General features: G+C 62.4%; 11 protein-coding genes and 2 pseudogenes. 4 read left to right on the top strand and 9 right to left on the bottom strand.

The features are described 5' to 3' along the window. Positions 1-13: 13 nt before the first annotated feature. From glgB to ASC90_RS22295, 8 genes and pseudogenes are all read right to left on the bottom strand, one after another. Positions 14-2,221, bottom strand: coding sequence for a 1,4-alpha-glucan branching protein GlgB (gene glgB / locus ASC90_RS22335; RefSeq protein WP_056545396.1), 2,208 nt, complete (start codon positions 2,219-2,221; stop codon positions 14-16). Then, entirely contained in the window at positions 2,218-4,680 is a 2,463-nt protein-coding gene (locus tag ASC90_RS22330; protein WP_056545394.1) for a glycogen/starch/alpha-glucan phosphorylase, read from the bottom strand. The genes glgB and ASC90_RS22330 overlap by 4 nt, the downstream gene beginning before the upstream one ends. 333 nt (positions 4,681-5,013) lie before the next feature. Beyond that, a complete protein-coding gene (locus tag ASC90_RS22320; protein ID WP_156393088.1) occupies positions 5,014-5,901 on the bottom strand; it encodes a transglutaminase family protein in 888 nt (295 codons plus the stop codon). Then, entirely contained in the window at positions 5,898-8,315 is a 2,418-nt protein-coding gene (locus ASC90_RS22315) for a circularly permuted type 2 ATP-grasp protein (RefSeq protein ID WP_056545389.1), read from the bottom strand. The genes ASC90_RS22320 and ASC90_RS22315 overlap by 4 nt, the downstream gene beginning before the upstream one ends. Positions 8,316-8,326: 11 nt before the next feature. Next, positions 8,327-11,644: a transglutaminase family protein gene (locus ASC90_RS22310; RefSeq protein WP_056545781.1), complete on the bottom strand. Its 3,318-nt coding sequence runs from the start codon at positions 11,642-11,644 to the stop codon at positions 8,327-8,329. A gap of 109 nt (positions 11,645-11,753) precedes the next feature. Continuing rightward, positions 11,754-13,136 (bottom strand): sensor histidine kinase, encoded by a 1,383-nt coding sequence (locus ASC90_RS22305; protein WP_056545387.1) that lies wholly within the window; start codon positions 13,134-13,136, stop codon positions 11,754-11,756. Further along, positions 13,133-13,810: a response regulator transcription factor gene (locus ASC90_RS22300; protein WP_056545385.1), complete on the bottom strand. Its 678-nt coding sequence runs from the start codon at positions 13,808-13,810 to the stop codon at positions 13,133-13,135. Before ASC90_RS22300 ends, ASC90_RS22305 begins: the two co-directional genes overlap by 4 nt. Before the next feature lie 122 nt (positions 13,811-13,932). Then, positions 13,933-15,671 (bottom strand): annotated as a pseudogene (locus ASC90_RS22295) (adenylate/guanylate cyclase domain-containing protein). A 148-nt stretch (positions 15,672-15,819) separates the two neighbouring features. Between ASC90_RS22295 and ASC90_RS22290 the strand changes: the two are divergent. Next, entirely contained in the window at positions 15,820-16,887 is a 1,068-nt protein-coding gene (locus ASC90_RS22290; protein WP_056545779.1) for an ABC transporter substrate-binding protein, read from the top strand. A gap of 116 nt (positions 16,888-17,003) precedes the next feature. Then, positions 17,004-17,397: pseudogene (locus tag ASC90_RS28490) on the top strand (response regulator). Between the two features lie 37 nt (positions 17,398-17,434). Here ASC90_RS28490 and ASC90_RS22280 read toward each other — a convergent pair. Further along, positions 17,435-17,623: a hypothetical protein gene (locus tag ASC90_RS22280; RefSeq protein WP_056545381.1), complete on the bottom strand. Its 189-nt coding sequence runs from the start codon at positions 17,621-17,623 to the stop codon at positions 17,435-17,437. Between the two features lie 338 nt (positions 17,624-17,961). Here ASC90_RS22280 and ASC90_RS22275 point away from each other — a divergent pair, with 338 nt between their 5' ends. Next, positions 17,962-18,906, top strand: a complete 945-nt coding sequence (locus tag ASC90_RS22275; RefSeq protein WP_056545379.1) for a tripartite tricarboxylate transporter substrate binding protein — start codon at positions 17,962-17,964, stop codon at positions 18,904-18,906. Continuing rightward, entirely contained in the window at positions 18,903-19,394 is a 492-nt protein-coding gene (locus ASC90_RS22270; protein ID WP_056545377.1) for a tripartite tricarboxylate transporter TctB family protein, read from the top strand. The genes ASC90_RS22275 and ASC90_RS22270 overlap by 4 nt, the downstream gene beginning before the upstream one ends. Positions 19,395-19,397: the final 3 nt, after the last annotated feature.

The raw sequence follows: 19,397 nt of genomic DNA, 5'->3' as shown, positions 1-19,397 counted from the left end.
CTCCCACCAGTCTTCAAGTCTCAGGTTCAAGCATGATCGTCGCCAAGGGCGGCAAGGTGATCGTCGCGGCGATGCTACCGCCGGCATTGACGGCCTGCACCCGTCCTCCATTGCCCTTGCCGCTGCCGCCATAAATGTCGGCATCGGTATTCAGGATTTCCCGCCAGCGCCCCTCCAAGGGCAGACGGACAGAATAGTTCTCGCGGTATACCGGCGTCAGGTTGCTGATGACTGCGACCGGTTTTTCTCCCGGCGCCTTGCGCAGCCAGGCGAGGACCGAATTCTCGTGGTCGTCCGCAATCAGCCACTCGAAACCGTCGCCTTCGCAATCGCGGGCATGAAGTGCCGGCTTGCTGCGGTACGTAAAATTCAGATCCCGCACCAGGCGGCGTACACCTTCGTGCATGGGATACTGCAGCAGGTTCCAGTCGAGCGAGGTTGCCTCGTTCCACTCGCTCCACTGTGCGAATTCCTGGCCCATGAAGAGAAGTTTCTTGCCGGGATAGCCCCACATGAAGGCGTAGTAGGCACGCAGGTTGGCGAACCGCTGCCAGTCGTCGCCGGGCATCTTGGCGATCAGCGAACCCTTGCCGTGCACGACCTCATCGTGTGACAGCGGCAGCACGAAATTTTCCGAATAGGCGTAGAGAAGCCCGAACGTCAGTTCGTTGTGGTGATGCTTGCGGTGGATTGGCTCGCGGCCCATGTAGCTCAGCGTGTCGTGCATGAAGCCCATGTTCCACTTGAATCCGAAGCCGAGGCCGCCCTCGTGAACCGGCTGCGAGACCTTTGGCCAGGATGTGGATTCCTCGGCGATCGTCATGACGCCGGCATGATCCGCATAGATCCGGGTATTCATGCTCTGAAGGAAACGGACGGCCTCCAGATTTTCATTGCCGCCGTACTCGTTCGGGATCCACTCGCCATGCTTGCGGGAATAGTCGAGGTAAAGCATCGAGGCCACGGCGTCGACGCGCAGGCCGTCGAGATGAAACTTCTCGGCCCAATAAAGCGCGTTGTTGACAAGGTAGGCCACGACCTCGGTGCGGCCGAAATTGTAGATTGCCGTGTTCCAGTCAGGGTGAAAGCCCTTGCGTGGATCCTCATGTTCGTAGAGCGCGGTCCCGTCGAACCAGCCGAGACCATGCTCGTCGGTCGGGAAGTGGGCCGGCACCCAGTCGAGGATGACGCCGATGCCGACCTTGTGGCAGCCGTTGACGAAGCGGGCAAAGCCTTCCGGTTCGCCGAAGCGGGCCGTTGGGGCGTAAAGGCCGGTCGTCTGGTAGCCCCAGGAGGGATCGTAGGGATGCTCGGTGATCGGCAGGAATTCGATGTGGGTAAAGCCCATGTCCGCGCAGTACGGGATCAGGCGGGAGGCGAGTTCATCCCACGACAGGAACGAGCCATCCTCCGCCCGTTGCCAGGAGCCAGCATGCACCTCGTAGATCGAAATCGGCTGCCGGCGCTTGTCTATCGTTCGCCAGTGCTCGAGATGCGCCTCGTCGTCCCATTCCTGGAGGAGCTCCGGTGCAGTGACCGAGGCAGTCTTGGGGCGCAGTTCGCTGCGGCGGGCGAAAGGATCCGCCTTCAGCGGCAGAAGGACGCCGTCCTGGCCGCGGATCTCGAACTTGTACGGCACGCCCGTCGGGACATCGGGCGCGAATATCTCCCAGATGCCGGCGCTGGTGCGGAAGCGCATGACATGACGGCGGCCGTCCCAGCCGTTGAAATCGCCGACAACGGAGACTCGCTGGGCGTTCGGAGCCCAGACGGCGAAGTGGATGCCCTGCGCGCCCTCATGCTTGATCCAGTGCGCTCCCATCTTGTCGAACAACCGCAGATCCGACCCCTCACGCGCGAAGTAGTCGTCCATCGGGCCGAGTACAGGACCGAAGCTGTAGGGGTCTGTCACCGCCCACTCGGCATCGCCGCGGCGGGCGCGATAGCGCACCGGCTGTTGCTTCGTCAAGGAAACTGGACCGGCGAAAAAGCCGTCCGAATGCTGCTGTTTCAATTCGCCGACAACGCTGCCATCCAGCGACATCGCGGTGATTTCCTCCGCGCCGGGGACGAAGCACCGGGCGACGTAGGCATCGCCCGACTTGTGTACGCCGAGGACGGCAAAGGGATTTGCATGCGAACCCGCAAGGATAGCCGCTATCTCGTCTGCCGAAATTTCCCAGGGAAGCTTGGCTTCAGCGGCAGCTTTCGGCGTTTTCATCCCGCTCTCCAGATTTCCTTGGCATATTGCCGTATCGTCCGGTCGGACGAGAACCAGCCCATCCTTGCCGTATTGAGGATAGTCTTCGAGTACCAGGAGGACGGGTTCGTCCAGATCTGGTCGACGTCGCGCTGCGCCTGGGCATAGGCGTCGAAATCGGCCGCAACCATGAACCAGTCGTGGGCATAGATGCCATCGATAAGGGCGGTATACCGGTTGCGGTCGTCGGGAGAGAAGACGCCGGAGCTGATGGCGGACAGGGCCTGGGAGAGTTCACGCGAGCCTTCGATGATGGCGCGTGGATCGTGGCCATCGGAGCGGAGCTTGGCGACCTCGTCGGCGCGCAGGCCGAAGATGACGATGTTGTCTTCGCCGACATTGTCACGCATTTCGACGTTGGCGCCATCCAGCGTGCCGATGGTGAGTGCGCCGTTCAGCCCGAACTTCATGTTGCCGGTGCCGGACGCTTCCATGCCGGCCGTCGAGATCTGCTCGGAAAGGTCGGCGGCCGGGACCATGACTTCGGCGAGCGTCACGTTGTAGTTCGGCACGAAGACGACCTTCAGCAGGCCGCGCACAGCGGGGTCGTTGTTGATCGTGCGGGCGACGTCGTTGATCAGCTTGATGATCAGCTTGGCGTTGTGATAGCTCGGTGCGGCCTTGCCGGCGAAAAGCTTCACGCGCGGCACCCAGTCGAGCTCGGGGCGCGAGCGGATCTGGTCGTAGAGGGCAACAGCCTCGATGACGTTCAGGAGTTGCCGCTTGTATTCATGGATGCGCTTGATCTGGATGTCGAACATTGCCGACGGATCGAGCTTCACGCCCATGCGGCTGGCGACGAGTTGCGATAGCGCGACCTTGTTTGCACGCTTCACCGCCGCGAACTTCTCCTGGAAGCCGGCATCGTCCGCGAACTTTTCGAGCGGCTTCAGCTTTTCGGCATCGTCCAGGAAGTCGTCGCCAATCGACTCGCGGATAAGGTTCGTGAGACCCGGGTTGCATTGCTGCAGCCAGCGACGCGGCGTGATGCCGTTGGTCTTGTTGTTGATGCGGTCGGGATAGAGCTTATGCAGATCGGCAAAAACCGTGATCTTCATGAGCTCGGTATGCAAGGCGGATACGCCATTGATCGAGTGTGAGCCGACGAAGGCAAGGTTTCCCATGCGTACGCGGCGCTCGCCGCTTTCCTCGATCAGCGAGATCGAGCGGATTTCGGTGTCGGAGAAATTCTTTGTCTTGCGGGCCTCGATCAGGATCTTGGTGTTGATCGCGTATATGATCTGCATGTGGCGCGGGAGCAGGCGCTCGAACAACGGGATCGGCCAGCTCTCCAACGCTTCCGGCAGCAGCGTGTGATTGGTATAGGCGATCGTGCCGCGGGTGATGTCCCAGGCCTGATCGAACTCCAGCCCGTGCACGTCGCAGAGCAGGCGCATGAGTTCAGCGATGGAAACGGCCGGGTGCGTGTCGTTGAGATGGATCGCTACCTTGTCGGGCAGCGAGGTAAAGTCGTCGTACTGCTGCAGGTGCCGGCGCAGGATGTCCTGCAAGGAGGCGGACGAGAAGAAGAACTCCTGGCGCAGCCGCAGTTCCTGGCCGGCCGCCGTAGCGTCGGCCGGATAGAGGACGCGTGTCAGGCTCTCAGCCTTGTTGCTTTCACGCAGCGCCCCGATGTGGTCGCCGGCGTTGAACGCATCGAGCAGGATCGGATCGATCGGCTGCGCCGACCAGAGGCGTAGCGTGTTGACGCGCTTGCCGCGCCAACCGACCACAGGGGTGTCGAAGGCGGCGGCGATGACGCGTTCGGCAGGCTTCCAGACGTAGCGTGGTTCGCCTTCGGCGTTGTTGGCGACGTCGACCGAGCCGCCGAAGCCGATTTCATATGCGCTTTCGCGGCGCTCGAATTCCCAGGGGTTGCCATGGGCGAGCCAGCTTTCGGGCAATTCCACCTGCCAGCCATCGGCCAGTTGCTGGCGGAAGAGGCCGTGAACGTAGCGGATGCCGTAGCCATAGGCCGGGATCTCGACGGTCGCCATGCTCTCCATGAAGCACGCGGCGAGGCGACCGAGGCCGCCGTTGCCGAGGGCGGCGTCAGGTTCCAGCCCGGCAATGACGGCGACGTCGACGCCGAGCGAGGCGAGCGCGTCGCGAACCTGCTCCATGAGCCCGAGGTTCGACACGGCGTCGCGCATCAGGCGGCCGATGAGGAACTCCAACGATAGATAATAGACGCGCTTGTCGCCAGTCGCATAGACTTTGCGGGTCGACTCCATCCACTTGTCGATGATGCGGTCGCGCACGACAAGAATGGTTGCGGTCAACCAGTCATGCGGCTTGGCGACCTTGGCGTCCTTGCCGATGCGGTAGGTCAGGCGCTCGATGATTTCTTCTGCGAGGATTTCCGGCTTCGAACTGCGCGGGGCGGGGGAGGGAATGGTGGGCTTCGAAACGGTATTCATCGTCAGTCCTCGCCAATTCGGTCTTATTTTCAGTATGTTATGCGTGATTTAATCGATTGTACTCGCGATTAGAATGCAGTTTATGCACCGTTACTACGCACTTGCAACAAGGGAATTGTGCAAACGAAAAAATTGACGACGCTTCGGATCACGGCGATGAAAGAACTTGATTTCAATCGGTTTTCCGATTCTGATATCGGCGATTGCGATAAACGAAAGTCGCTCCGTATTGTTCCGAACCGGCTTTGTTGCTCGATCGGCCCCCGATAGCCAGGCCAACTGCGCCAGACCGTCAAATTTGACCCTTCCTGGCGCAATTTCGGTGATACGGGATCAATTCAGCGGTATCACGTCCACCGCCTGGTCGGAACGCTGGCTGCCGTAGCTTTTCAGCACACCGATGACGGGCGCCACGTCGGCATAGTCGCGACCGTAGGCGACGACGATGTGATCGGTGCCTGCGGGGATGTTGTTGGTTGGATCGAGCTCGACCCATCCGATCGTCTCGCCGCACCAGACACGCACCCAGGCATGCATAGCGTCCGCACCCTCGAGGCGTTCCTTGCCCGGCGGCGGGATGGTGCGCAGAAAGCCGGAGACGTAGCCGGCAGGAATGCCGAGGCTGCGCAGCGCCAGAATCATGACATGAACGAAATCCTGGCAGACGCCGCGCTTCAGCCGGAAGGCCTCAATCGGTGTGGTGTCCACGGTCGTCGCATCGGCGTCGTAGGTGAACTCGGCATTGATGCGGGCGCACAGCGCGTTGGCGATCTGCAGCACCGTCAGCGATTGTCCAGTGCTTTCCCGGGCGTAGTCGGAGATCGCACGGTTTTCGGTCAGGCGCGGACTGTTGCCGAGAAAATGATGCGGCGAATTTGGCTTCAGCGACCAGATGCCGGCAACCTCGTCCGGCAGTTGCGACAGGAGCGGCGAAAAGTCCGCGGCAATTGAATGGGCTTCCACCTGCACGCGGGCCTGCATGCGGATGTCGAGCCTTTCGTGGGGCGCGCGCACCATGAACGATGTCGCCGGATGCCCAAAAAAATCGACGAAATGCGACTGTTCTTCCGGTGCCGGCTCAACTTTGAGCGATCCGGCCACCAGGCGCTGGCGGTCTGGCAGCGAAAGCGGCATCAGGCGCATGATGTGGCGTGCGCCCGAGGCTGGTGTGTCGTAGATGTAGCCCATGTGCAGTGACAGATCGTAGAGCACAGCCTTCACCCCAGATAGGTTTGCGCAAGCAGGTCGGAAAGGTGTTCGAGTTCGCGCTCGAGCCGGCGATAGACCTCGACGCTCATCGCTTCGGGCGTCATCACGGCGAGGCCGGAGTGCAGGCGCATCGCCTCGCGATAGAAGGGCGACATCTGGCCGTTGACGACGGCGTTCGGAAGCTTTTCCACCTCGTGGTGAATTTCGTTCATCTGGAAGAGGATGGACCGCGGATTGAGCGGATCGAGGGCCAGAAGGTCGGTGACCGTCAGCGGTGCGGTGTTGACGTTGTAGCGCCGGCGGTGGGTCATGACGCTGTCGCCGATCTCCAGCAGCATGTCGAGTGCGCCGTCGGGCGCCTCGGGACCGGACATATGGCCAAGCAGGCGGGTCATGTGCATCCCGCGTTCAATATGGCGCCCGAGCGACAGGAAACGCCAGCCGGTGAACCGGTACATGTTTTCGTGCACGAGACCGGCAAAGCCCGCAAGCTTTCGCAACAGGATCGTCATGGCGTGGCTTGCGTCGTCGCCTGGGGAAACCGTGCTGTGAAAGCGCCGTGCGGTCTTTGCCAGATCGGTCAGCGCCAGCCAACCGTCCGGCGAGAAGCGGTCGCGGATGTTGCTTGCTGAATAGACCGCGCTGTCGATGTTACGCAGCAGCGTTTCCGGAACAGCGTCTGCGGTATCAATGTCGACGGCGGCGAGATAATCGGTGACGTCGGCGAGCAGCGGCTGGCTCGGATCGGCGGCTTCCGCAAAACGGGCATGCCAGGCGCGCAGGATGCGCAAGGCGCCTTCGGCCCGCTCGATGTAGCGGCCCAGCCAGAACAGGTTGTCCGCCGCACGGCTCGGCAGGCTGCCCGGCATGTTGCGGGTGAAGCTGCCCTCGCCGGGTAGAAGCGTGTGACGCTCGACCGGCTTGTCGCTGACGATCCAGACGTCGGCGGCGCCGCCGCCCGACTGCATGGCGATGGCGGCAACGTCGTCGCTGCCGCCGATGCGGGCGAAGCCGCCGGGCATGATCTGCCAGCCGTTCGCCGTTCGGGCGGCAAAGACGCGCAGGCTCATCGCCCGTGGCACCAGCTTGCCGCCGATCCACGCGGGCGTGGTCGAAAGCCGGACGACTTCCTGGCCCACCAGTTTCGCGCCATCGGTGTTCAGCCACTCGCCGATCGACTCGACGGCGCTGGTCCTCAACGTCGAGCCAAGAACGGATTCGCCGTTGTCGTCGAAGAACGGCGCACGCGAATAGGCAGGCCCGATAACCATCTTCTCGATGTTGGCGGCCACGTGCTCGCGTTCGTCCTTCTGGCCACACCACCAGGTCGCGATCGATGGCAGCTTCAGGTCCTCGCCGAAGAGTTCGCGACAGATCGTCGGCATGAAAGCAAGAAGCGCCCGGGTTTCCAGAATGCCGGTCCCGAGTGCGTTGACGATGGTGACGTTTTCCGCGCGCAGTGCCTCGACGAGACCGGGCGTGCCGATGTGAGAGCTCTGGTTCAGTTCCAGCGGATCGGAGTAGGCCGAGTCGAGACGGCGCCAAAGGACTCCGATCGGCTTAAGGCCCGCAACGGTGCGAACCATCACCTTGCCCTTGACGACCGCCAGATCCTCGCCCTCGAGCAGCATGAAGCCGAGGTAGCGGGCGATGTAGGCGTGTTCATAGTAGGTTTCGTTCGCCGGTCCCGGCGTCAGGACGGCGATGCGGTCGTCGCCGCTATGCTTCATTCCCTGCAACGCATCGCGGAAAGCGCCGAAGAACGACGCAAGCCGGTGGACCGGGGTTTCGGCGTAGACATCCGAAAAGGCGCGGGTGGTGGCAACCCTGTTCTCGAGAGCGAAACCGGCGCCGGATGGCGCCTGCGTCCGGTCGGCAAGCACCCACCAGTTGCCGTCAGGCCCGCGGCCCACTTCAAAGGCGCAAAAATGCAGATAGTGCCCGCCTGCCGGCGTGACACCCGCCAGGGGACGCTGGAATTCCGGATTGGCGGCAATCAGGGCCGGCGGCAGGACGCCGCCTTCGACGAGCTTGTTGTCGCCGTAGATATCGGCAACGATCCCTTCGAGAAGATCCGCGCGCTGGACGAGGCCGGCCGACAGCGCTTCCCATTCACGCTCGTCGATCAGCACCGGAATGTGCGAGAGCGGCCAGGATCGTTCGCCGGTGCCGGTGCTGCCATAGGCACGATAGAAGACGCCGGCGTCGCGCAGGTAGCGGTCCGCGCGAGCGAAGCGCTCCGTCAGTTCCCTCTCGGGCATTTCCTCGAGGTGCCTGATGAACCGCTGCCAGACCGGTCGAATGGCGCCTGTGTTGTCGACCATTTCGTCGGCGACGTCAGGGAAGGGTGCATAGTTGACCGCCGCATCGTTGCCGATACGGTCCTTGATGTCTGCCCTCAGCTCTCTTGCCGGTTTCTTGCCCATAAGCCCTAAGTCTAAAGTCCTGCCGGTCGCCTCAAATCGAGCGTCAGCGGAAATTCCGGAGACCCCGTTTCCACGGGCGGTATATAGCTGCCCGCCGTGTGTCCCCAAGGTTCGAATCGCGCCAGCCGCCTTGCTTCCGCTTCGTTACCATTGACCGGGAACGTGTCATAGGTACGCCCGCCCGGATGGGCAACATGGTAGATGCAGCCACCGATCGAGCGCTTCGACCATGTATCATAAATGTCGAAGGTCAGCGGCGTGTTGACCGGCAGAAGCGGGTGCAATCCCGACGCCGGCTGCCAGGCCTTGAAGCGGACACCGGCGACGGAGACACCCGCGGTGCCCGTCGGCGTCAACGGCACGGTGCGGCCGTTGCAAGTCACGGTGTAGCGCGACGCGTTGCTGGTTTCGAGGCGCACCTGAAGGCGTTCGACGGAACTGTCGACATAGCGCACGGTGCCGCCGACGGCACCTTCTTCGCCCATGACGTTCCAGGGTTCCAGCGCCTGGCGCAGCTCCAGTTTCGAGCCCTCGTATTCGACCTCGCCGCAGAAGGGGAAACGGAATTCGAGCTGCGCCTTGAACCATTCCGGGCTGAGGTCGAAGCCGTTCTGCTGGAGATCGCCGAGCACGTCGAGGAAATCGGCCCAGACGAAGTGGGGCAGCATGAAACGATCGTGCAGCGTCGTGCCCCATCGCACGAAGCGGCCATCTGCGGGGTTCTGCCAGAACCGGGCGATCAGCGCGCGGACCAGCAGCTGCTGCGCCAGCGACATGCGGGCATTCGGCGGCATCTCGAAGCCGCGGAACTCGACGAGGCCGAGGCGGCCGGTGGGGCCGTCTGGCGAGAACAGCTTGTCGATGCAAATCTCGGCGCGGTGGGTGTTGCCGGTCACATCGATCAGCGTGTTGCGAAACAGGCGGTCGGTTATCCACGGTAGCGGGATCACGCCGCCGGGCGCGGGGATCTGTGCGAGCGCCGTTTCCAGTTCGTATAGGCTGTCGTGGCGCGCCTCGTCGATGCGCGGTGCCTGGCTCGTCGGGCCGATGAACATGCCGGAGAACATGTAGGAGAGCGAGGGATGGCGCTGCCAGTGCAGCACCAGGCTCTTCAATAGGTCGGGACGGCGCAGGAACGGGCTGTCTGCGGGATTGGCGCCACCGACGACGACGTGGTTGCCGCCGCCGGTGCCGGTGTGGCGCCCGTCGATCATGAACTTGTCGGCGCCGAGGCGTGTCTGGCGTGCTTCCTCATAGACCGCGGTGGTGATGTCGACGCAATCCTGCCAGTTGGAAGCGGGATGGATGTTGACCTCGATGACGCCGGGATCAGGCGCGACGCGGATGACGTTTATACGTTCGTCCTGCGGCGGTGAATAGCCTTCGATGTGGACCGGCAGACCGAGCTCGGCGGCGGCATTCTCGGCGGCGGCGATGAGCTCGAGATAGTCCTCGATGCGCTCGACGGGAGGCATGAAGACGCAAAGCCTGCCGTCGCGCGGCTCGACCGAGATCGCGGTGCGCACCGCGCCGCCGATCTCACCGAGCGTCTGCTCGACGCGGCTCTGACCGGCCTCGTCGCTGTGGCGCGAGGCCTCCGGCATGGCGCGACCGGCCGGCACGAAGATTTCGGGCAGCGGCTGGCGCGGGATCGAGGGATCGGGGGTGTGGATGTAGGGATAGCGGGCCGGCGGCACGTAAGGCAGGGTGCCGAGCGGCAGGCGGTAGCCGACGGGGCTGTCGCCGGGGACGAGGAAGATCTTGCCGCGGCGTGTCTTCCACTTTTCGCTGATCCAGCGCTGGCCGGAAGCCTTGGCGTTCCAGGCCTGGACCGGCAGGATATAGCCGGTCGGCGTCGTCAGGCCGCGTTCGAAAACGCGGGCGATGCGGCTGCGCTCTTCCGGGTCCTTAAGCTTGGAATTGGAGGGATCGACATTCTCGGGGAGGCTACCTTCCTTGATGATCCATTCGGCCGGATCCTCATAGGCTGGCAGGACCATGTCGGCCCCGATCGCGAGTTCCCTGGCGATGGCGTTCAGAAGCTTGGAGGCATCTTCCGCCTTGGCACCGGTCTCCTTGCCTTCACCGGCAATCAGCACGGGGTTCTGCCAGATCGGCTTGCCGTCCTTGCGCCAGTAGAGCGAGAAGGTCCAGCGCGGCAGGCTTTCGCCGGGATACCACTTGCCCTGGCCATAATGCAGGAAGCCGCCGGGGGCGAAGCGCTCGCGAAGCTTGCGGATCAGGATATCGGCCTTCTCGCGCTTGGTCGGGCCGACGGCTGCGGTGTTCCATTCCTCGGATTCGAAATCGTCGATGGAGACGAAGGTCGGCTCGCCGCCCATGGTGAGCCTGACATCCCCGGCTTGGAGAATGCTGTCGACCTTGGCGCCGAGGGCGTTCAGTTCGTCCCAGCTGTCGTCGGAAAAGGGCTTGGTGATGCGCGGATGCTCGGCGACGCGCGACACCTTCATGTCGAAATCGAATTCGGTGTTGGCGTGGCCGAAGAGTGCGCCTGATATCGGGGCGGCGTTGCGGTAATGCGGGGTGGCGGCGAGCGGTATGTGGCTTTCGCCGGTGAGCAGGCCGGAGGTCGGGTCGAGGCCGACCCAGCCGGCGCCGGGCAGATAGACTTCGCACCAGGCGTGCAGATCGGTGAAATCGACCTCAGTGCCGGAGGGGCCGTCGAGGGCTTTCAGGTCCGGGGTGAGCTGGATCAGGTAGCCTGAGACGAAGCGGGCGGCGAGGCCGAGATTGCGCAGGATCTCGACCAGCAGCCAGCTGGAATCACGACAGGATCCAAGGGCGAGCTTCAGCGTTTCCTCGGGCGTCTGGACGCCGGGCTCCATGCGGATGACGTACTCGATGTCGTTCTTCAGGCGCGCATTGAGGCCGACGATGAAATCGATCGTGCGTACCGGCGTGCGGTCGATGGATGCGACATAGGCAGCAAGCGCCGGTTCCATCGGCTGCGGCGCCGAGTAGATCTTCAGGTCGTCGCGGATATCTTCGGGATAGGAAAAGGGCCAGGTTTCGGCGCTTTCCTCGATGAAGAAATCGAACGGGTTGTAAACGGTCATGTCGGCAACGAGGTCGACTTCGATCTTGAATTCGGTAACCGGGTCCGGAAAGACGTAGCGGGCGAGATAGTTGCCGTAGGGGTCCTGCTGCAGGTTAACGAAGTGGTTCGACGGACTGACCTTCAGCGCGTGGCTGATGACCCTCGTTTTCGAATGCGAAGCAGGCTTGAGGCGGATGATCTGCGGGCCGAGGCGGATCGGTTTGTCGTATTTATAGTGCGTCAGATGATAGATGCTGGCTTTGATCGACATATCGTGCCTTATCTGGCGCCACATCTTCGTGCGGCATTGCTGTTCCCGAAACCAGTGTGTGCAATGCAGCGAGAGAATGCAAGGCGGAATGGCCAAGCCCGCCAAGCCCTCAGGCCGCCGCTGCGAAAGCCACCTTGGCGTTGAGCCCCTTGCCGTCGGCGCCCGGCTCCAGTGTCAGGACCGCATTGAACAACCCGGCGATCTCCTCGACGATCGGCAATCCGAGGCCTGCGCCGGGGCTCGAGGATTCGGTGCCGCGCGAGAAGCGCTGCAACACGACAGCCAGCGTCTCCGACGGGATCCCCGGGCCGTCGTCCTCGACCTCCAGGCAGACTGTACGTTCCGAGCGACGGATGCGGACGGTGACCACCGCACCGCTGCCGGCATAGGCGATTGCGTTGCCGACAAGGTTGCGGAGCATTTCGCCGATCAGCAGCGGCTCGGCGCGGATCGCCTCGGGACCATCGCCTTCAAAGCCCAGATCGATGCCGGCAGCAGCGGCGGCCGGGATGAGCTCAGCGGTTATATCGTGCGCGATCGCGGTGAGATCGATCTCGGCAGCGGCCAGCGCTTCCTTTGCTGCAGCGGCGTCGATCTTCGCCATCAGCAGCAGCTGCGCGAGGATTCGCTCGGCGTGGGCGACCGCCTGGTCACCCTTGAAAGCGGCATTCTGCGCCTCCGAAAGAGAGGCGGCGCGGACGGATAGCGCCAGCTGCGTGCGGATGATCGCCAGCGGGGTACGAAGCTGATGGCTGGCGTTGCCGGTAAAGTTTCGCAGTGCATCGAGCGCCGATTGCAGCCGCACCATGAAGCCGTTCACGGTGTCGACCAGCGGCTGAACCTCGCTTGGAACGGACTGCTCAATCGGGTGCAGATCGTCGGGGCTCCGCTCGCCGATGGCGTCGCGCAGCTTGTAGAGCGGGCGCAGCGCCACGGTGACGGATATCCAGACAATGACCGCCGCGCCGGCAATCATGACCGACAGCCGCAGCGCCGAGCGCAAGAGGATTGCCCGGGCGAGCTGGCGCCGGGCGATCGTGGTTTCCGCAACCGTGACCGTGAACGGTACAGAGCGAATGCCGGTGGATGCCGAGCGCTGCAGTGTCGCAACGCGGATCGGCTCGCCACGGAAGGAGTCATCGGCGAAGGCGGCAATGTCACCTTGCGTTTCCGCAAGAACCGGAAGCGACTGATAGCCGGTGATGAAATTTCCGGGCGGCCCGTCGACGCGGTAAAAGACGCGGTCCTGCGCTGCCGATGTCAGCATTTCCAAGGCCACGTAGGGTATGTCGACCTGCAGCGAGCCGTCTTCCGCCACGACCACACGCTCGGCGATCGCCAGCGCGGAGCCTGCGAGCACCCGGTCGGAGACGATGTTCGAAGTCTGCACGGCCTCGCGATAGGTATCGGCCAGCGCCAACACGCCGAGGATGGCGGTCGAGATCAGCAGCCAGAAAAGCAGCCTGCGTCGAAGCGAATAGGCTGCCGTCATGAGACCTCTGGCAGCTTGTCGAGATAGTAGCCGATGCCGCGAGCGGTTTTCACGGTCAGGCCATGCGGCAACAGGCGCTTCCTGAGGCGGCTGACATATTGCTCGATGGCATTGGCGGAGATGTCGTCATCGAAGGCGGTGAGCGACTGGATGATTGCCTCCTTGGCGACCACCTTGCCGGCGCGCATGAAGAGGATTTCCAGAAGGCCAAGTTCGCGTGTCGGGATGTCCAGCGGCGTTGAGCCGGCCGAGAAGGAGCGGGAATTTAGGTCGAGCGAGATGCTGCCATAGCTGACGGTCGCCGAATGCAGGCCTGCCTGGCGACGGAGAAGGACGCGCACCCGCGCCTCGAATTCGGCGATGTCGAAGGGCTTGATGAGATAGTCGTCGGCACCGAGATCAAGCCCCTTAACGCGCTCCTCCGGCGTGCCACGCGCCGTCAAAATCAGTACGGCGGCCTGGTTCTGGCGCGCGCGCATCGATCGAAGAACATCGAGTCCGTCCATTTCCGGCAGGTTGAGGTCGAGGATGACCAGATCGAAATTTTCCGCCGCGATCACCGCGTTGGCCGAGGCGCCGTCATGCACGACATCGACCGCATGCCCCGTCCCCCGCAAAATCGCCGACAACCCGTCAGCCAGCGCGATGTTGTCTTCAGTGAGGAGGATGCGCACGAATGTTTCCCTTGTTCGCCGCGAGACTACAGCCAGCGCACTTCAGTGTCACCGCCTTGTATTGGCAGGCGCCGAGCCAGTATCCTGGTTGCCGGGAAGCGGTCGATATCAAGCCGCGCTGGTCACCGCTGCCGCGCAATGGCTTCCATCAGCTTTCCGAAGCGGGGATTCGAGCGGATGTTGTCGAGATCCGAATCATTCGAGAACCAGTTGATCTGGTAGGAGGAACTGTTCGGCAGCAGTCGCTCCAGAATATCGATGGCGTGGTCGAGATCGCCCATCATCGCGTAAACGCAGGCTGCGTTGTACCGTCCGATCACGTCGTTCGAATCCATGGCGAGCGCCCGCGACGTCCACGACAGTGCCTGCTTGCGATCCCCGAGATGCGCGTAGGCCAGGGCGGCGCGATGGACGGGCGCGGAGTTCTCGGGGCTCTGTTCGGCAGCGCGTTGGCAGCGGACGATGGCTTCGGTCGCCCAATTTCGCTGCTCCCGAGGACGGCCAAGCGAACGGTAGGCAGCCGCCAGAAGAACGGGTGAGACGTAATCGTCCGGGTAGAGAGACGCGGCGCGCTCGAAATAGAGGATTGCGCTTTCGAACGCACCTTGCTGAAACTGCCGGTGGGCGAAGTGGAAGTTGGCTTCGAACAGGTTGGGATCGAGCGCCAGCGCGCGTTCGAAGTAGCCGACGGACTCGGCATCGTTTCCGTTATGGTGCAGGACCATGGCGCGGGCGGCATGCGCCTCGGCAAGGTCGGGATCCAGCGCCAGCGCCTTGGCGCTGATTTCAAGCAGATCGGCGATCGGCAATTCGGCGGCGTACCAGATAGGGCATGGTCATCGATCGGGCGAATTTGCGCCCCCTGAGGTAATATGTATAGGCCTCAATGTTGGTGGTGGGATCGCTCTCGATCGTGCGTTTTTCCTCTGGTCGAAGCTTGATCTTCAGCTGGCCGACGATGGCGTGAGCGATTTCGTCCTGGATGGCGAAGATATCGGTCAGGTCACGATCATAGCGGTCGGCCCATAGATGGTTTTCGTTGCCGGTGTCGATCATCTGCGCACTGATCCTGACGCGCTTGCCCGATTTTCGGACACTGCCCTGAAGCACGTAGCGGACGGACAGTTCGTGGGCGATCTGGCCGATCTTCACGTGTCGGCTCTTGTAGGAGAAGGTGGTGTTGCGCGGTGTCACGACGAGGCCGGACACCTTCGACAGATCGGTGATGATGTCTTCGGTCAAGCCGTCCGAAAAATATTCCTGATCGGGATCGCCGCTCATGTTGGTGAAGGGGAGAACCACGATCGATTGTCGGACGGGCGCCTCCGGGCGCTCCGTGACGGCCTCGCGCGGATGGTCGAAACGCACCGCATAGACCCGAACCTCCTGCCGGATGTTTTTCAGCGATTGCTGGCCCCGGTCCTCGAAATGCAGGTTCAGGCGTGAGCCGACCTGATCGCAGACCGATGCCGATACCGCAATGCCGCCGGGCTCGGCGATCGCCTCCAGCCGGGCTGCGACATTCACGCCGTCGCCAAAGATGTCGCCGTCCTCGACGATGATGTCCCCGAGATTGATGCCGATCCGAAACCGGATGCGGCGGTCGTCGGGAACGCCCTCGTTCCTTTTCGCAGCGCCGCGCTGGATTTCCACGGCGCAGGCGACCGCGTTGACCACACTCGAGAACTCCGCCAGCAACGATGAGCTTTACCAGGCGACCGTTGTGCTTGATAATTTCGGGCTCGAGCAGTTCGCTGCGATGACGATTTACCGCCGCCAGCGTTCCCGCTTCGTCAACTCCCATCAGCCTGCTGTAGCCGACGACATCGGCGGCGAGAATGGCTGTCAGTCGTCGCTCCAATGCATCCTCCGGGACAGGTTTGATCGACACTAGCGTTTTTGAAGCTGGATGTCCTGCGTGACCCTTACGCCTTTGGAGGAACGCCTCTGGATTTGCCAGCAATCCGGCCTCCCTTGTGCCGCCTGCCAACGTCATGCATTCTGGCCGGATGAGGAGACTGGCTTTTCTTGCATTTCTATTCATCTGTCCCGGAGTCGCCGCTGCGGACGAGGTTCTCTATCCCGCTGTCTCAGGCAATGCGAGTGCCCCGACTCTGGTCGTCTATTCCTCGCTCGACGAGCCGCTCGCGCAGCCGATGATTGAGGGTTTTCAGGAGGCCAATCCGGATGTCGCGGTGAAGTACGAGGACATGCTGACCGGCGAGATCTATGACCGCATCGTGCGTGAAACCGACGCCGGCCAGCGCACGGCCGATTTCGCCTTCTCGTCTGCCATGGATCTGCAGGTGAAGCTTTCCAATGACGGCTATGCGCAGGTCAGCAACCTGCCGATGAGCGCAGCGTGGCCGAAATGGGCGAACTGGCGAAATACCGCCTATGCGCTTACCTTCGAGCCAGCGGTCTTCGTCTATCACAAGCCGAGTTTCGTCAGCGAACCGCCGCCAGGTTCCCGCGCGGAGTTCGTCGACTACCTCAAGCGCAAGGGGGAAGCGGTCCATGGCCGCATCGGTACCTATGATATCGAGCGCTCCGGTGTCGGGTTTCTGTTCATGGCGCGCGATCAGGAACAGTTCGGGGATATCTGGTCGGTTATCAGTGCAATGGGGGCGGCGGGCGTCAAGCTCTACTCTACCAGTTCCGCCATTCTGGAGCGCGTTGCCGACGGGCGCTTCGTGCTCGGCTACAATATTCTCGGCTCCTATGCGGCCGATTGGGCCAAGCGGCATCCCGACGTCGGCATCGTGCTGCCGAAGGATTATACCGTTGTGATGTCCCGGATCGGGCTGGTGCCGCAGGCAGCCGCCGATCCCGAGCTTGGGCGTCGCTACCTCTCCTTCTTCATGTCGAAGCAAGGGCAAACGATAATGGCGCGCGAACTGCAAATTCCTGCGGTCAGTCCGGAGGTCACCGGCGAGAATACGGCAAACACGATGCAGGCGCTCCTCGGCGCGCAGTTGCGGCCGGTGCCGGTCAGCCCCGGCTTGATGGTCTATCTCGACCAAGTGAAACGGGCGCGCCTGATCGAGCATTGGAACCAGGTGCTTCGCACTCAATGAGGCGCACGCGCACCGGTTGCCACCGGTAATTTCGAGCGATCCGGAACCGAAAGCGAAGTCGGGCGTTTCCACGTCTTGGTCGCCGATGGACGCTGGATTGGATAGGGCATCTCTGCATGAAGGTTCTGATAGTTGAAGACGAGTTGCTGATTGCACTCGATCTCGAGTCGATCGTAGAGGATTTGGGCCACCAGGTCGTCGGGACGGCACGAAATGCCTCCGAAGCACTGGAACTGGCGCAGGACGCGGAGGTCGCGCTGGTCGACGTGCAACTCGCCGACGGCGTGACAGGGCCTGCAATCGCTGCGCGGCTGGTGGACGGCTACTGGGACGACCGTCGTCTTCATGACAGGCAATCCGGAAATCGTGCGAGCCAACACCAGCGCTGTGGGCGTTGTCTCCAAGCCACATTGGCCAGCAAAGGTTGCGGAAGCACTGGAATATGCCGCCGCGGTTCGCTTTGGCCGCGCCTGGCATAGCCCGCGTTTTCTCACGCCGCTCGCGTCCTGATCATCGGAAGCAGCAAACTCTGTATCTGGTGGGGGTGTTAGCGGAACAGGCAGGGCCGCTGCGCGTTGGACAGCAGTTCCTGCTTCGTTGCAAACGATCCGAAGAGCGTCAGAAGACGCTTCTCCTCATCCTTGTCCAATCGGTGTCGGCGAACAAATTCCCGGACGCTCCATACTTCCCTCAAGCTGCCGTTGTCGATCTTATCGATGTCGAGGCGAGAACTCATGGCGCAACTCCATATAACTGCGGGGTAACGCATGTGGCGCGAAGAAGTTCCGCGCACCCGAGCATTTATGCAGCCGGCATCGAGGCACCGGAAGGCGAAGTCGCCGGGAGTGATTGCGGCAGAAAAGTGTCGGTTGCGACTGGATAACCCACCGATGTCAGCTAAATGACAGCTTACTATGGTCGAGTTTGAAGAACTTCAGCTCCGTGGAGGCGGAAAAGTGAAGTTTCGGGAGGAGCTTTACCGGCTTATCGGACCTTGGCGTCCGTTTGCGGTGTCCTTCCCGATTCCATCGAGAACAATGCGCGGTTCCTCAGCCGCGCCATGGAGGACACATCGTGAAGCACACTTTTCTTGTGACAATCTTTGCAGCCGCGATCGCGCTGCCGGCCTATGCGGCCGACTACACAATCATGGCACCGGCTGCACCCGGCGGCGGCTGGGACCAGACGGCCCGGTCGCTGCAGACCGTCCTGCAGAAGGAAGGCATTTCCGGCAACGTCCAGGTTCAGAACGTTCCGGGTGCCGGCGGCACCATCGGGCTGGCGCAATTCGCCAGCCAGAACAGCGGCAATCCGAACGCGCTGATCGTCGGCGGCTATGTCATGGTCGGCGCGATCTTGACCAACCAGTCACCGGTCACGCTGAAGGAGGTCACGCCGATCGCCCGTCTGACCGGCGAGTATGAGGCGATCGTCGTTCCGGCGGCGTCCGATATCAAGACGATAGGCGATCTGGTCGCCAAGCTGAAGCAGGATCCGGGCGCGGTTTCCTGGGCTGGCGGTTCGGCCGGCGGCGCCGACCATATTGCGGTCGGGCTGATCGCCAAGGCGGCCGGCGTCGATCCGACGAAGATCAACTATGTCGCCTTCTCGGGCGGCGGCGAAGCGCTCGCGGCTATTCTCGGTGGCCAGGTGACAGCCGGCATCTCCGGCTACGGCGAATTTGAATCCCAGGTGAAGGCCGGTCAGCTAAGGCTGCTTGCCGTCTCCAGCGACGCACGCATCGACGGTGTCGACGCTCCGACGCTGAAGGAATCCGGTGTCGACGTCGCCGTGCAGAACTGGCGCATGGTTGCCGCCGCTCCGGGCCTGACGCCCGAGCAGACGGCTGCCGTGACAGCCGACTTCGACAAGCTTTCCAAGTCCGCCAGCTGGCAGGAGATCCTGAAAACCAAGGGTTGGGCTGATACCTATCTCGCCGGCGATGCCTTCAAGGCGCAGCTCGACAAGGATGTTTCATCGACCGAGGGCATCCTCAAAGAGATCGGACTTGTTCAATGAGCCAGGGTAGCGAGCCCTTGGCAACGAAGCGCCGCCCCGATTGGGCGGCGCTGGTCATTGCCATCTGTCTTTTCATCGTGGCGGCGGTGATCCTGTGGGACGCTATGCATCTCAAGACGATCGCGCAGTATGCCCGCATCGGACCAGCCACCGCACCCAAGGTCGTCGCGATCGGGCTTTTCGGCCTGGGCATATGGACCGTCTTCGAGGCATTTCGCGGCGAGTTTCCCGAGCGGGAGCACCAGGAAATCGCACCCGTCGTCTGGGTTATCGCCGGTCTTGCGGCACAGATGCTGCTTTTGAAGACAGCCGGCTTCTCGATTGCAACCGGTATGCTATTCGCATTCACCGCACGTGGGTTCGGCCGCCGAAAGCTCTGGTTCTCGATTCCGTTCGGCATCGTCCTGAGCTTCGTCGTCTGGGCGATCTTCTCGCAACTCCTGAAACTCACGCTGCCTGCAGGGCCGCTTGAAAGACTCTTCTTCTAGGAT

The organism is Rhizobium sp. Root1220, assembly GCF_001426265.1.
Taxonomy (GTDB): Bacteria; Pseudomonadota; Alphaproteobacteria; order Rhizobiales; family Rhizobiaceae; genus Rhizobium.
The sequence above is the reverse complement of the archived record's forward strand: the minus strand, read 5'-3'. Positions and strand labels throughout refer to the sequence as shown.